This window comes from Amaricoccus sp. (assembly GCF_047602525.1).
Taxonomy (GTDB): domain Bacteria; phylum Pseudomonadota; class Alphaproteobacteria; order Rhodobacterales; family Rhodobacteraceae; genus Amaricoccus.
This window is the reverse complement of the sequence record NZ_JASGHB010000001.1, coordinates 2024178-2037604: the sequence shown is the minus strand read 5'-3', so window position 1 is coordinate 2037604 and position 13427 is coordinate 2024178. Positions and strand designations below refer to the sequence as shown.

Genomic DNA, 13427 nt, shown 5'->3' with positions numbered 1-13427 from the left:
GCGCGTGAGCCGTCGGAGGGAGAGATTTCTGCGGACGGGCGCCGATCCGTCCGGGGGCGGCCCGGTGAGCGTGGACGAATTCGTCATTCGCACCATGCCTTTGGCGCCGAGGCTTCGGGCATCGGTTGGTTGGGGGGCGTCGTCTGATGGCTGACCTCCTCGGCCAGCTCGCCGCCATCGTCGGCAAGGGTCACGTGCTGACCGGCGACCGCGACACCCGGCCCTACGCCAAGGGCTTCCGCTATGGCGAGGGGCGCGTGCTCGCCGTCGTCCGGCCCGGCAGCCTCGTCGAGCAGTGGCGCGTGCTCAACGCCTGCGTCGCCGCGGGCAGGATCGTCATCTTCCAGGCGGCGAACACCGGGCTCACCGGCGGCTCGACGCCCTGGGGCGAGTACGACCGCGAGGTGGTGGTGGTGAGCCTGCGGCGGCTCCGGCGCATCCACCTGATCGGCGGCGGCCGGCAGGTGGTCTGCCTGCCCGGCGCGACGCTCGACCTGCTGGAGAAGGCGCTGCGGCCGATGGGGCGCGAGCCGCATTCGGTGATCGGTTCGTCCTGCATCGGCGCGTCGGTGCTGGGCGGCATCTGCAACAACTCCGGCGGCGCGCTGATCCGGCGCGGGCCGGCGTTCACCGAGATGGCGCTCTACGCGCAGGTGACGGAAAGCGGCGAGGTCGAGCTCGTCAACCACCTCGGCATCGCCCTCGGCAACGACCCCGAGGAGATCCTCGGCAGGATCGAAGCGGGCAGCTTCGACGACTCCGCGGTCGCCTGGGACACCGGACGGGCGGCGTCGGACCCGGACTATGGCCGCCATGTCCGCGAGGTCGACGCGCCGACGCCGGCGCGGTTCAACGCCGATCCGCGGCGGCTCAAGGAAGCGTCCGGCTGCGCCGGCAAGCTCGCGGTCTTTGCCGTGCGCCTCGACACCTTCGAGGCGGAGAGCGCGACCAGGGTGTTCTACGTCGGTACCAACGACACCGCCGAGCTGACGGCGATCCGCCGGCACATGCTGAGCGCGTTCCAGAGCCTGCCGATCGCCGGAGAGTACATCCACCGCGACGCCTACGATATCGCCGCGGTCTACGGGAAGGACACGTTCCTGACGATCCGCCGGCTCGGCACCGACCGGATGCCGCAGGTGTTCGCGACCAAGGCGCGCGTCGACGCCGTGGCCGAGCGCGTCGGCTTCCGGCCCGGCCTCGCCGACCGGATCGCGCAGGCGGCGAGCCGGTTCTTTCCGCAGCACCTGCCGAAGCGGATGAACGACTGGCGCGACCGCTACGAGCACCACCTGCTGATCCGGATGGGTGCGGACGGCATCGACGAGGCGCGTGCCTATCTCGGCTCGATCTTTCCGAGCGCGGCCGGCGATTTCTTCGAGTGCACCCCAGAGGAGGGGACGGCCGCGTTCCTGCACCGCTTTGCGGTGGCGGGCGCGGCGATCAGGTATCGCGAGGTGCATCCCGACACGGTGGAGGACATCGTGGCGCTCGACATCGCGCTCCGGCGCAACGATGCCGACTGGTTCGAGCGGCTGCCGCCGGAAATCGAGAGCCAGATCGAGCGCAAGCTCTACTACGGCCACTTCTTCTGCCACGTGTTCCATCAGGACTACGTGGCCAGGAAGGGCGTCGACACCCTCGCGCTCGAACATGCCATGTGGCATCTGCTCGACGCGCGCGGCGCCGAATACCCGGCGGAGCACAACGTCGGGCATCTCTACCCGGCCAAGCCCGCGCTCGCCGGTTTCTATCGCTCCATCGACCCGACCAATGCCCTGAATCCGGGGATCGGCCACACTTCCAAGTGCGCCCACTGGCGCTGAACGAGGGGACCATGCTGCAGAACGCCCTGACGATCGCCGACCTGAAGGAGATGGCGCGGCGGCGCGTGCCGAAGATGTTCTTCGACTACGCCGACTCCGGCGCCTGGACCGAGGGCACCTATCGCTCGAACGAGGCGGATTTCGCCGACATCCTGCTGCGCCAGCGGGTGCTGGTCGACATGACCGACCGCAGCCTTGCCTCCGAGATGGTCGGGGAGCCGGTGTCGATGCCGGTGGCGCTGGCGCCGACCGGCCTCACCGGCATGCAGCACGCGGACGGCGAGATCCTCGCGGCGCAGGCGGCCGAGGCGGCGGGCGTGCCCTTCACCCTCTCCACCATGTCGATCTGCTCGATCGAGGACATCGCGGCGAACACCACGAAGCCGTTCTGGTTCCAGCTCTACGTGATGAGGGACCGGGCGTTCATCGAGAGCCTGATCGGCCGGGCCAAGACTGCCGGCTGCTCGGCGCTGGTGCTGACGCTCGACCTGCAGATCCTCGGGCAGCGGCACAAGGACCTCAGGAACGGCCTCTCCGCCCCGCCGAAGTTCACGCCGAAGCATGTCTGGCAGATGGCGACCCGGCCGTTCTGGTGCCTCGAGATGCTGCAGACCAAGCGGCGGACCTTTGGCAACATCGTCGGTCATGCCTCGAATGTCGGGGACCTGTCGTCGCTGTCGTCCTGGACGGCGGAGCAGTTCGACCCGCGCCTGTCGTGGGAAGACGTCGCGTGGATCAAGAGCCTCTGGGGCGGCAAGCTGATCCTGAAGGGCATCCTCGATCCCGAGGACGCGAAGATGGCGATCGGCACCGGGGCGGACGCGATCGTCGTGTCGAACCACGGCGGGCGGCAGCTCGACGGCGCGCGCTCGTCGATCTCGGCGCTGCCGGGCATCGTCGCGGCGGTCGACGGACAGATCGAGGTGCATCTCGACGGCGGCATCCGCTCGGGGCAGGACGTGCTGAAGGCGGTGGCGCTGGGTGCGACGGGCACCTACATCGGGCGGCCGTTCCTCTATGGGCTCGGCGCCGGCGGGCGCGAGGGGGTGGCGCGGGTGCTGGAGATCATCCGCCGCGAACTCGACATCACCATGGCGCTCTGCGGCCGGCGCGACATCCGGACGATCGGCCCGGACATCCTCGACCGCGCGCCGCGGCTGGACGAGCTGCGGGCCTGAAGGCCGACGCCCACCTCCCGCAGGGGGTGGCCGCTGGCCGGCTCACGGCCACACGATGCGCGCGGATCGCGCGCATCGTTTCCATTTCCGATCTTCCGGCCGTTGCCGGAAGACGACCGCTCTCCAGGTTCGAGGCCGTTTGATAACCCTGGGGGAAAGGGCGCGGCAGCGGGGTTAGGCGCCGACTGGTTTCGTGTCGGCCGGGCCGCGGTGGCGGGTTCGTCTCTTGTTAAGGATCGCTCGCCATGGTGGCGGCGCCGATGCGAGGAGACCGAGCCAGATGCCCGCAGCCAGAACCATCGCCGCCCTGGTGGTTGATGACCAGCATTCAATGCGGGCAATGGCGCGCCTCGTCCTGAAGGAAATCGGCGTTATTGATGTCGCGGTGGCCGCAAGCGCCGATGCCGCCTTCGAGCAGATGCTGGGCCGGCGCTTCGACGTCGTGATCTCCGATCTCAACATGCCGGGCACCAACGGCGCCGAGCTGGCCGAGCGGATCAAGGCGCACCCGGAGTTGCGCAGCGTGCCGGTGTTTCTCGCCACATCGAACGCCTACCGCGACCAGGCGGGCACGGCGGTCGACCGCTTCGTGGCCAAGCCGTTCGTCGTGGCCGAACTGCGCGACGCCCTCGAGGCGCATCTCGGCGCGCTCAGCTGACCGCCATGGCCGAGCCGCTTTGCCATCGCCTGCCAACGCGGCTGCTGCCGCAGGATGCGGCCGCGTTGCAGGCGAGCCTGCTCGGGCTGCGGGGGCGTCCGGTCACGCTCGATGCCGGCGGCGTGGCACAGCTCTCGACGCCCTGCGTTCAGGTGCTGCTGGCCGCGGCGCGAAGCTGGCGCGAGGACGGGCTCGGGCTGGCGCTCGTGGGACCGTCGGACGAGATGGCGGCGGTGCTCGACCATCTCGCGGTCGATCCCGCCGCGCTGCAGTCTCCGGAGGCATGACATGGGCCGGACGGTGCTGGCGATCGACGACTCCCGGACGATGCGCGAGCTGATTGCCTCGACCCTCGCATCCGCCGGCTATGACGTGCGCCTTGCCAGCGACGGCGAGGACGGGGTGGCGGCGCTGACGTCGCTGTCGCCCGATGTGATCCTGACCGACCTCAACATGCCGCGGCTCGACGGCTTCGGCGTGATCGCCGCGGTGCGGCGCTCCGACGCGCACCGGGCGACGCCGGTGCTGGTGCTGACCACCGAAAGCGCGCCGGACCTGAAGGCGCGGGCCCGGGCGGCCGGGGCGACCGGCTGGATCGTGAAGCCGTTCGACGCCGCCGCGCTGGTGGCGGCGGTGCGGCGGGTAGCGGGCTGACGCCATGGACGCGCTCGACGAGATCCGCGCGCTCTTCCTCGTCGAATGCGAGGAGCATCTCGAGGCGCTGCACGAGGGGTTTGCCGCGCTCCGGCTGAACCCCGGCGACGCCGAGGTGATCGCGACCGTGTTCCGGGCGGTGCATTCGGTCAAGGGCGGTGCCGCGGCCTTCGGGTTGGCCGAGCTGGTCGAGTTTGCCCATGGCTTCGAGAGCCACCTCGACGACCTGCGCGGTGGACGGGTCGCGCTGACGCCAGCGGGGCTGGTCGAGATGGTCGCCTCGGCCGACCGGCTGGCCGATCTGGTTGCCGCTGCGCGCTCTGACGCTGCGTCCGAGCCCGAGCCCGGGTCCGAGCCCGGGTCCGACCAGCCGGGCTGGCTGCGGGTGCGCTTTCGCCCGTACCCGACGCTCTACGAGCGCGGCCACGAGCCCGCCGTGCTGCTGCGCGCGCTCGGCGGACTCGGGCCGATGCGCACGGCATGCAACCTCCGGCTGGTGCCGGGGCTCGAGGACCTCGACCCGGAGAGTGTCTATCTCGCATGGACCGTCGAGATCGCCGCCGCCGGTGGCGAGGCCGCGGTACGCGAGATCTTCGAGTTCGCCGAGGGCGACTGCGAGCTGGTGGTGGAGCCGATCGCCGAGCCGGATGGCAGGCCCGCCGGGAAGGCCGACGCCGCGGTGCCTGCCGCGGTCGCGCCTGCGGCACAGGCGCCCGTTGTGGAGGCGCCCGTCGCATCTCCCGCTGCCGTCGCGGTGCCGGTGGCGCCGGCGGTCCCCGCTGCCACCGGGGTGGCCACGCCCGTCGCCGCCCCGTCGCCGACGGTGCGGGTGGACCTCGCCCGCGTCGACCGGCTCATCAACCTGGTGGGCGAGCTCGTCATCAGCCAGTCGGTGCTGTCGCAGTCGCTGACCGAGGCGGGCGGTGCAGCGGCCGAGGGGCTCGACGCGCTGCGCCACCTGACCCGCGAGATCCAGGAGAGCGTGCTGGCCGTCCGGGCACAGCCGCTGAAGCCGTTGTTCCAGCGCATGGCGCGCGTGGTGCGGGACGCGGCAACCTTGACAGGCAAGACCGTCGAGCTTGTCACCTCGGGCGAGCTGACCGAGGTGGACAAGACGGTGATCGAGCGGCTGGCCGATCCTCTCACCCACATGCTGCGCAACGCCGTCGACCACGGGCTCGAGATGCCGGAAGCGCGGCGTGCGGCCGGCAAGCCCGAGGTCGGCACGGTGCGGCTCGCGGCCGAGCATCGTTCGGGGCGGGTGCTGATCGAGATTGCCGACGACGGCGCCGGCATCGACCGGGCGCGGGTGCGGGCAATTGCCGTCGAGCGCGGCCTCGTCCCGGCGGACGCGGTGCTTGGCGAGGCCGAGATCGACGGGCTTCTGTTCCTCCCGGGCTTTTCTACCGCGCGGCAGGTCTCCGATCTCTCCGGGCGCGGGGTCGGGATGGACGTGGTGAAGGCCTCGATCGCGGCGCTGGGCGGGCGGATCGTCATCGCGTCGACGTCTGGGCGCGGCACGACGTTCTCGATCAGCCTGCCGCTCACCCTCGCCATCCTGGACGGAATGGTGGTGCGTGCGGGCGGCGAGACGCTGGTGGTGCCGCTCGCGGTGATCCTCGAGATGCTGAAGCCCGCGCCGGAGCAGATTCACCGGATCGGCGAGCACGGCCGCGTGGTGCAGGTGCGCGGCGAGTTCCTGCCGGTGATCGACGTGGCCGAGCGGCTGGGCTTCCGCGGCGCATCGACCGCCGGCCCGGGAGTCGTGCTGGTGATCGAAACGAGCGACGGCGAGCGGCGGGCGCTGGCGGTCGATGCCATCGAAGACCAGCGGCAGGTGGTGATGAAGAGCCTCGGCTCCGGCTGGGGCCCGGTCGCGGGCGTCGCGGCTGCGACGATCCTCGGCAACGGCCGGGTGGCGCTGGTGCTCGACACTGACGCCCTGGTGGACGGAACGCAGACCGGCCCGGCGCCCGGAGCGCTGGCGCTGGCAGGTTGAGGGAGGACGAGGATGGAGCCAGCGCGCGAGGAGCCCCCGCGCCGTCGCAGGCGGGCCGGCGACGTGCCGCCGCGGGAGATGGTGTCGTTCCGGCTCGGCGATCAGGACTTCTGCATCGACATCATGAACGTCCGCGAGATTCCGGCGCTGGTCGTCGCCGACCGCCCTGCCGCACGCACCGGCGTACATCGTCGGGCTCGTGAACCTGCGCGGCGCCGTGCTGCCGGTCATCGACCTTGCCCGCCGGCTCGGCCTCGCGGCGAGCGGCGCCGGGCCGGGGGCCGGACCAGCGCCCGGTTCCACTCTGGGGCCGGACCGCAAGGTGGTGATCGTCGCGATGCTCGGCGAGCGGGTGTTCGGTCTGATGGTCGACGCGGTCTCCGATATCCTGAGCGTGCCGGAGGACGCGATGCGCCCGGTGCCGGCGATCGGCGACGTCGCGGATGCCGGGCTCGTCAAGGGGATCGCCGCGTTCGGCGGTCGGATGATCCGCCTGCTCGACCTCGAGCGCGTGCTTGGCCTCGAAACGGGCAGCGCGCAGGCCGACGGCGGCGAGGGGCAGCCGGCGCAGGCCGCGAAGGGCAGGTTTGCGTGAGCAGCATGCCAGGGGCGGGACGGTTCCGCCTCGAACCTGAAGACTTCGTCCGGCTGGCCCGGCTGGTACAGGCCGAGGGCGGCATCAGCCTGCCCGAGGCGAAGGCGGTGCTGGTCCGGACGCGCCTGGTGCGCCGGCTTCGCGCGCTCGGCCTCCGATCGTTCGCGGCCTATGCCGATGTCGTCGAGGGCGCCGGCGACGCCGCGGCGCGGGAACGCGAGGAGATGCTCTCGGCGCTGACCACCAACGTCACCCGGTTTTTTCGCGAACCGCACCACTTCGACACGCTCCGCGAGCGGCTTCTGCCGGCGCTGGCGGCGCGGGCGCGGGCCGGAGGCAGGGTGCGGCTCTGGTCGGCCGGCTGTTCCACGGGCGAGGAGCCGTATTCGCTGGCCCTGACCGTGCTCGAGGCGTTGCCGGAGGCGGCGACGCTCGACGTGCGCATTCTCGCGACCGATCTCGATCGCCGGGTGCTCGCCACCGGCACCGCCGGCCTCTACGCGGCCCGGGCGGCGCAGTCGATCCCGCCGGCATCCCTCGCGCGGCATTTCCGCCGGGTCGCAAGCGAAGACGGGACACGCTATGCCGCGGGGCCGGCGCTTCGCGCGCTGGTCACGTTCCGCCAGCTCAACCTCGCCCGGCCGCTGCCTGTCCGCGGCCATTTCGACGCGATCTTCTGCCGCAACGTCGTCATCTACTTCGACGAGGCGACCGAGCGGCAGGTATGGTGCGGCCTCTCGCAGCGGCTGCTGCCCGGGGGCTGGTTGTTCATCGGGCACTCCGAGCGCATCGACACCGGCGCCTTGCCGGAACTCGAGAGCGACGGCGTGTCGAGTTATCGGAGGGTGGCATGATGCCGGACGACTTCATTCGCACCGGCACGGGCGGCGATGTCAGCGACGCCTTCGTGGCGCTTGCAGCCGAGCTGGCCCGGGCCGAGGCAACGGTCGCCGAGCTGGATGAGCTCGCCGGTGCGCTTGTCGCCGGCGGGGCGGGGGAGACGGCCGCGCTCGGCCTGCAGGGGCTCGACCGGCTGCGCCAGACGCTCGGCGACCTCGCGGCCTACGCCGGATCGCTGGCCGGCAGCGCCACCGGCATCGGCGACCTTGCCCGGGCCCTTGGCACGGTGCGAAGCGGAGATGTCGCCGCCCGGCTGGCCGGCAGCGAGGCGCCTCCCGGCACGGACGAGCTGTGGGACTTCTGATCCCGTGCCACGGCGTTAGTACCTCCTTCATTCTCTCGCCGAATACATGACGCACGTTCCGAAGGGCCAATCCCCGCGCAGCCCGCGCGCCGCTGTCGAAGGGTCGACCATGCGCCGCCTCGCCCAAATTCCGCTGACCGCAAAGCTTTCCGTCATCCTGCTCGCCACCGGCCTGATCGCTGCCGGAGCCGCCACGCTGCTGCCGGGCCGGCTCGTCATGCCGCTGCCGTCGCCCTGGCTGCCGCAGCTTCTCGCCACCGCGATCGCGCTGGTGCCGGGCCTCATTGCCATCCGCTCGGCGGTGCGGCCGCTCGGACGGCTTGCCGACACGATTGGCCGCAACGAAACGGTGACGGTCTCCGACTCCGATCCCGCAGACGAGATCGGCCGCGTCGCCCGCGGTGCGGCCCGCCTGCAGGCCGAGCTTTCCGTCGCGCAGACGACCGCGCGCGACCACGGCGCGGTGCTCGAGGCGATCGGCACCGCGCAGGCGGTGCTCGAGGTCGATCCGACGGGGCGTATCCTCAGGGCGAACAACAACTTCGTGCGCGTGCTCGGCTGGGAGCGCGCCGAGCTGATCGGCCGGCAGCACACCATGCTGCTCGACCCGGCCACCGCCGAATCGCCGGACACGCAGCGCATGTGGGACAAGCTGCGGGGGGGCGAAGGCCGGGTCGGCCTCTTCCGCTTTCTGGCCCGCGGCGGCCGGGCGGTCTACCTCTTCGGCGCCTACGGCCCGGTTCGCGACCCGGAGACCGGCGCGGTGCTGCGCATCGGTCTCGTCGCTTCCGACGTGACGGCCTCCGAGCTGGAACGGCGCGACATGATCGAGCACCGCTCGATGCTGGAGCACGAGCAGCAGCGCGCGGTCGAGGCGCTGACCCGGGCACTGGCGTCTCTCGCCAGCGGCGACCTGTCGGTCCGGCTCGATGCGGCCTTTCCCGAGGACTACGCCGCGCTGCGCGGCGACTTCAACGTGGCGATCGAGAAGCTCGAGGTTGCGCTCGCGGCCGTCACCGCCTCTGCGGAGGGCATCCAGACCTGTGCGGTGCAGGTGAGCCTCGGCGCCGACGAGCTGTCGCAGCGCACCGAGAACCAGGCCGCCGCGCTCGAGGAGACCGCTGCCTCGCTCGAGCAGCTGACCGCGAGCGTCAAGGCGGCCGCGAAGAACGCCGAGCGCGCAAACGTCGACGTCGACGCGGCGCGGCGCAACGCCGAGGCGAGCGGCCGCGTGGTGCGCGATGCGATCAGCGCCATGAGCGAGATCGAGAAGTCCGCCGACCACATCGCCCAGATCATCGGCGTCATCGACGATATCGCCTTCCAGACCAACCTGCTCGCGCTCAATGCCGGTGTCGAGGCCGCCCGGGCCGGCGAGGCGGGCCGCGGCTTCGCTGTCGTCGCCTCCGAGGTGCGCGCGCTGGCACAGCGGTCGTCGGATGCCGCCAAGGAGATCAAGGCGCTGATCTCGACCAGCTCGCAGCACGTCGGCCGCGGGGTCGACCTCGTGCGCGAGACCGGCCGCTCGCTCGAGACGATCGTCGACGCCGTCACGGGCATCACCGGCCTCGTCGCCGAGATCGCCAACTCTTCGCGCGAGCAGTCGGTCGGCCTCTCGGAGATCAACTCTGCCGTCGGCCAGCTCGACCAGGTGACGCAGCAGAACGCGGCGATGGTCGAGGACTCGACCGTGGCAAGCCATGCCATGCGCACTGAGGCGGAGACGCTCGCCCAGCTGGTCGGCCAGTTCCAGGCGCGCCGCGCGCCGCCGCACGAGCCCGTCGCCACCGCACGCCGCACGGCGCCGCTGCGCCTCGCCGCCTCGCGCCGCGCCGCCGCCGCCGCCGCGCCGGCCGACGACGACTGGATCGAGTTCTGACAGCGAACGGGGCGAGGCCCTTATGCCCCCATTCTACCTGCCACCTGGCCGCCTCCGGCCGGTTCGCGTCCTCGTGGTCGACGACTCGCGGGCGATGCGCGCGCTCATCCGCAGCTGCCTCGAGCGCGACGCCGGCATCTACGTGGTTGCCGAGGCCGCAGATCCGTTCGAGGCGCGCGACGCGATCAAGGCCACCACGCCGGACGTCATCCTGCTCGACGTCAACCTGCCGAAGATGGACGGGCTCACCTTTCTCGAGCGCCTGATGCGGCTGCGCCCGATCCCGGTCATCATGGTGTCGAGCGGGGTGGCGGCGGGCACCGCCGCCGCGCTCGCTGCCCTTGAGATCGGCGCCGTCGACTGCGTGGTGAAGCCGTCAGAGGTCGGCAGCGATCCGTTCCCCGACCTCGCCGCGCGAGTCCGCGCGGCGGCACAGGCCCCGGCGGTGGCGCTGGCGGTCCGGTCGCCGGCAGCGCGCACCCCGCGCGCTGCGCCTCTCGCCTACACGCCCGGCGCACGTGTGCTCGGGATTGGCGCCTCGACCGGCGGTGTCGATGCGATCCTGCGGCTGCTTTCGGGCTTTCCGGCCAACTGCCCACCGACTCTCATCACCCAGCACATGCCGCCCGGCTTCACCCGCGGGTTCGCCCGCCGCCTCGACGGCCACTGCGCGGCGGAGGTGTGCGAGGCGAGCGGCGGCGCGCCGCTGGTCCCCGGGCGGATCTACCTTGCGCCGGGCCACGCCCATCTCGAGGTTTCCGGCCGCACCCACCCGATCTGCCGGCTGAACGACGGGCCGGCGGTCTCCGGCCATCGGCCGTCCTGCGACGTGATGTTCGGCTCTCTCGCCCGGCTCGGGGCGGGGGCGGTCGGCGTCATCCTGACCGGCATGGGCCGCGACGGCGCTGCGGGCCTCGCGTTGCTGCGGGCCGCCGGGGGCCACACCCTTGGGCAGGACGCCGCCACCAGTCTCGTCTACGGCATGCCGGGCGCAGCCTTTGAAGCGGGCGCCGTCGAGCGCCAGCTGCCGCTCGCCGCCATCGCTTCCGCCGCCCTGGCGCTCTGCTCGGTGGCGGCCGACTGATCTCTGGACGGACTGCCTGCGCCGTGGGCAGCCGCAGGCCGCGGGTCCGCTCGCGACGCGAGGCGGCTGGACAGGCGCGCGGCCGGGCTCGTAAGCTCGGCTCCGTTCTGGGAACCAGCCGCGGAGCACGCATGACCGACACCCTGACCGCGGCCACCGCCGCCCAATCGGCCTGCGCAACAAAGCCCTGGACTACGGGCACCGATCGGCCCTTCGTCCGCATCGACCGCATCACCAAGAAGTTCGGCGACTTCACTGCCGTCGATCAGGTGAGCCTCGACATCTACAAGGGCGAGTTGTTCTGCCTGCTCGGCGGCTCGGGCTGCGGCAAGTCCACGCTGCTGCGCATGCTTGCCGGCTTCGAGACACCAACCTCCGGCCGGATCGAGATCGACGGCCAGGACATGGCCGGCATCCCGCCCTACGATCGCCCGACCAACATGATGTTCCAGTCCTACGCGCTGTTCCCCCACATGACCGTGGAGAAGAATGTCGCCTACGGCCTGCAGCGCGACGGCGTGCCGAGGGACGAGGTGCGCGATCGCGTGGCGGCGATGCTGAAGATGGTGCAGCTCTCCGGCCTCGCGGGGCGCAAGCCGCACCAGCTCTCGGGTGGCCAGCGCCAGCGCGTCGCCCTTGCCCGCTCGCTCGTGAAGCAGCCGAAGCTCCTGCTCCTCGACGAGCCGCTCGGCGCCCTCGACAAGAAGCTCCGTGAGGAAACCCAGTTCGAGCTGGTGAAGATCCAGGAGACGGTGGGCGTCACCTTCATCGTCGTCACCCACGACCAGGAGGAGGCGATGACGCTCTCCACCCGCATCGGGGTGATGAACGCCGGTCGAATCGTCCAGGTCGGGGAGCCGCCACAGATCTACGAATACCCGAGCTCGCGCTTCGTCGCCGACTTCGTCGGCACGGTGAACCTGTTCGAGGGCCGGGTCGTCGACGACGAGCCCGACTTCATCCGCCTCGCGGTCGCCGACCTGCCCGCGGGGGAGGGATCGGGGGCGGCAGAGACCGGCGGGCTCGGAGAGATCTTCGTCGGTCACGGTGTCTCCTGCACCCTCGACCAGACGCTCTGGTATGCGGTGCGCCCGGAGAAGATGCGCCTCACCCGTGCCCAGCCGGACGCGCGGAACGCCTACCCGGTCCACGTCGAGGATGTGGCCTACATGGGCAATCTGTCGGTCTATCGCCTGAAGCTGCCGGGGGGTCGCTATCTGCTCGCCAGCAAGGCGAACCTCGCCCGCTGGGAGGAGGACACCATCGGCTGGGGCGAAGACGCCTGGGTGTCGTGGGACGACACCGCGGGCGTGGTGCTGACGCAATGACCGCCGCCGCCCTGTCGCGGGGCCGCACCGGACGCCTGCTCGCGCGACTCGGCCTGTCGGGCCGGGGCCTCGTCATCGCGGTGCCGGTGGTCTGGCTGGTTGTCTTCTTCCTGATCCCGTTCCTCGTCGTCGCCAAGCTCTCGGTCAGCCAGTCGGCGATCGCGCTGCCGCCCTATCTGCCGCTCGTCGAGTGGGAAGACGGCATGGCGACCATCACGCTGAACTTCGGCAACTTCACCTTCCTCCTCGACGATCCGCTCTACGTGAACGCCTACCTCTCGTCGCTCAGGATCGCATTCGTCTCCGCAGCGATCGCGCTTCTCGTCGGTTATCCGATCGCCTACTACATCGCCCGCAGCCCGGAAGGCCGGCGCAATGTGCTGCTGATGCTGGTGATCCTGCCGTTCTGGACGTCGTTCCTGCTGCGTGTCTACGCTTGGCAGGGCTTCCTGCGCTCGAATGGCGTCATCAACAACTTCCTGCTCTGGACTGGCATCATCGACACGCCGCTCGTGATGCTGCAGACCAACTTCGCGGTCTACCTCGGCATCGTCTACACCTACCTGCCGTTCATGATCCTGCCGCTCTACGCCAATCTCGTGAAACTCGACGAGAGCCTGCTCGAGGCCTCGGCCGACCTCGGGGCGAAGCCGGTCGCCACCTTCTTCCACGTGACGCTGCCGCTCTCGATGCCGGGCGTCGTCGCGGGCTTCATGCTGGTTTTCGTCCCGGCGATCGGCGAGTTCGTCATCCCCGAGCTGCTCGGCGGTCCCGACACGCTGATGATCGGCCGGGTGCTCTGGAACGAGTTCTTCTCCAACCGCGACTGGCCGGTCGCCTCGGCCGTCGCGATCGCCATGCTGGTGATCCTCGTTGTGCCGATCATGATCTTCCGCCGCGCCCAGGCCAGGGAGGAAGCGCAATGACCGCCCAGCCCGCGACCGCCACACTCGCGACCGCCACACCCGCCCCGGCCATCAGCCCGCTCGCGCGCCCCGTCTCCCGCTGCGGCTCCCGCGGCC

13 protein-coding genes are annotated in these 13427 nt (G+C 71.1%); all 13 read left to right on the top strand.

Annotated elements, in window-relative coordinates:
* Window positions 1-146 precede the first annotated feature (146 nt).
* The 13 genes from dld (at window position 147) to QM699_RS10515 (ending at window position 13331) form a co-directional block, all read left to right on the top strand.
* Window positions 147-1826, top strand: a complete 1680-nt coding sequence (dld, locus tag QM699_RS10575; protein ID WP_415011087.1) for a D-lactate dehydrogenase — start codon at window positions 147-149, stop codon at window positions 1824-1826.
* 11 nt (window positions 1827-1837) lie between these two features.
* On the top strand, window positions 1838-3004 hold the full coding sequence (locus QM699_RS10570) for an L-lactate dehydrogenase (protein WP_415011086.1): 1167 nt from the start codon (window positions 1838-1840) through the stop codon (window positions 3002-3004).
* Between the two features lie 280 nt (window positions 3005-3284).
* On the top strand, window positions 3285-3662 hold the full coding sequence (locus QM699_RS10565; protein WP_415011085.1) for a response regulator: 378 nt from the start codon (window positions 3285-3287) through the stop codon (window positions 3660-3662).
* A 5-nt stretch (window positions 3663-3667) separates the two neighbouring features.
* A complete protein-coding gene (locus QM699_RS10560) occupies window positions 3668-3949 on the top strand; it encodes an STAS domain-containing protein (protein ID WP_415011084.1) in 282 nt (93 codons plus the stop codon).
* A 1-nt stretch (window position 3950) separates the two neighbouring features.
* Window positions 3951-4316 (top strand): response regulator, encoded by a 366-nt coding sequence (locus QM699_RS10555; RefSeq protein ID WP_415011083.1) that lies wholly within the window; start codon window positions 3951-3953, stop codon window positions 4314-4316.
* A 4-nt stretch (window positions 4317-4320) separates the two neighbouring features.
* Complete coding sequence (locus QM699_RS10550) at window positions 4321-6315, top strand: chemotaxis protein CheA (protein ID WP_415011082.1); 1995 nt, start codon at window positions 4321-4323, stop codon at window positions 6313-6315.
* A 199-nt stretch (window positions 6316-6514) separates the two neighbouring features.
* Window positions 6515-6910, top strand: a complete 396-nt coding sequence (locus QM699_RS10545) for a chemotaxis protein CheW (protein WP_415011081.1) — start codon at window positions 6515-6517, stop codon at window positions 6908-6910.
* Between the two features lie 5 nt (window positions 6911-6915).
* Window positions 6916-7764, top strand: a complete 849-nt coding sequence (locus tag QM699_RS10540) for a CheR family methyltransferase (RefSeq protein WP_415012739.1) — start codon at window positions 6916-6918, stop codon at window positions 7762-7764.
* Window positions 7764-8114 (top strand): hypothetical protein, encoded by a 351-nt coding sequence (locus QM699_RS10535; RefSeq protein ID WP_415011080.1) that lies wholly within the window; start codon window positions 7764-7766, stop codon window positions 8112-8114. The genes QM699_RS10540 and QM699_RS10535 overlap by 1 nt, the downstream gene beginning before the upstream one ends.
* Window positions 8115-8223: 109 nt before the next feature.
* On the top strand, window positions 8224-9993 hold the full coding sequence (locus tag QM699_RS10530; RefSeq protein ID WP_415011079.1) for a methyl-accepting chemotaxis protein: 1770 nt from the start codon (window positions 8224-8226) through the stop codon (window positions 9991-9993).
* A gap of 22 nt (window positions 9994-10015) precedes the next feature.
* Window positions 10016-11077, top strand: coding sequence for a chemotaxis-specific protein-glutamate methyltransferase CheB (gene cheB / locus QM699_RS10525; RefSeq protein WP_415011078.1), 1062 nt, complete (start codon window positions 10016-10018; stop codon window positions 11075-11077).
* Window positions 11078-11208: 131 nt separating this feature from the next.
* Entirely contained in the window at window positions 11209-12405 is a 1197-nt protein-coding gene (locus tag QM699_RS10520) for an ABC transporter ATP-binding protein (protein WP_415011077.1), read from the top strand.
* 11 nt (window positions 12406-12416) lie between these two features.
* Entirely contained in the window at window positions 12417-13331 is a 915-nt protein-coding gene (locus tag QM699_RS10515) for an ABC transporter permease subunit (protein WP_415012738.1), read from the top strand.
* The last annotated feature ends 96 nt before the right edge of the window (window positions 13332-13427 follow it).

What these genes read in the sequence shown, in the direction of transcription:
- dld (WP_415011087.1), top strand. Translation starts at nt 147, where the DNA reads ATGGCTGACCTCCTCGGCCAGCTCGCCGCCATCGTCGGCAAGGGTCAC.
- QM699_RS10570 (WP_415011086.1), top strand. Translation starts at nt 1,838, where the DNA reads ATGCTGCAGAACGCCCTGACGATCGCCGACCTGAAGGAGATGGCGCGG.
- QM699_RS10565 (WP_415011085.1), top strand. Translation starts at nt 3,285, where the DNA reads ATGCCCGCAGCCAGAACCATCGCCGCCCTGGTGGTTGATGACCAGCAT.
- QM699_RS10560 (WP_415011084.1), top strand. Translation starts at nt 3,668, where the DNA reads ATGGCCGAGCCGCTTTGCCATCGCCTGCCAACGCGGCTGCTGCCGCAG.
- QM699_RS10555 (WP_415011083.1), top strand. Translation starts at nt 3,951, where the DNA reads ATGGGCCGGACGGTGCTGGCGATCGACGACTCCCGGACGATGCGCGAG.
- QM699_RS10550 (WP_415011082.1), top strand. Translation starts at nt 4,321, where the DNA reads ATGGACGCGCTCGACGAGATCCGCGCGCTCTTCCTCGTCGAATGCGAG.
- QM699_RS10540 (WP_415012739.1), top strand. Translation starts at nt 6,916, where the DNA reads ATGCCAGGGGCGGGACGGTTCCGCCTCGAACCTGAAGACTTCGTCCGG.
- QM699_RS10535 (WP_415011080.1), top strand. Translation starts at nt 7,764, where the DNA reads ATGCCGGACGACTTCATTCGCACCGGCACGGGCGGCGATGTCAGCGAC.
- QM699_RS10530 (WP_415011079.1), top strand. Translation starts at nt 8,224, where the DNA reads ATGCGCCGCCTCGCCCAAATTCCGCTGACCGCAAAGCTTTCCGTCATC.
- cheB (WP_415011078.1), top strand. Translation starts at nt 10,016, where the DNA reads ATGCCCCCATTCTACCTGCCACCTGGCCGCCTCCGGCCGGTTCGCGTC.
- QM699_RS10520 (WP_415011077.1), top strand. Translation starts at nt 11,209, where the DNA reads ATGACCGACACCCTGACCGCGGCCACCGCCGCCCAATCGGCCTGCGCA.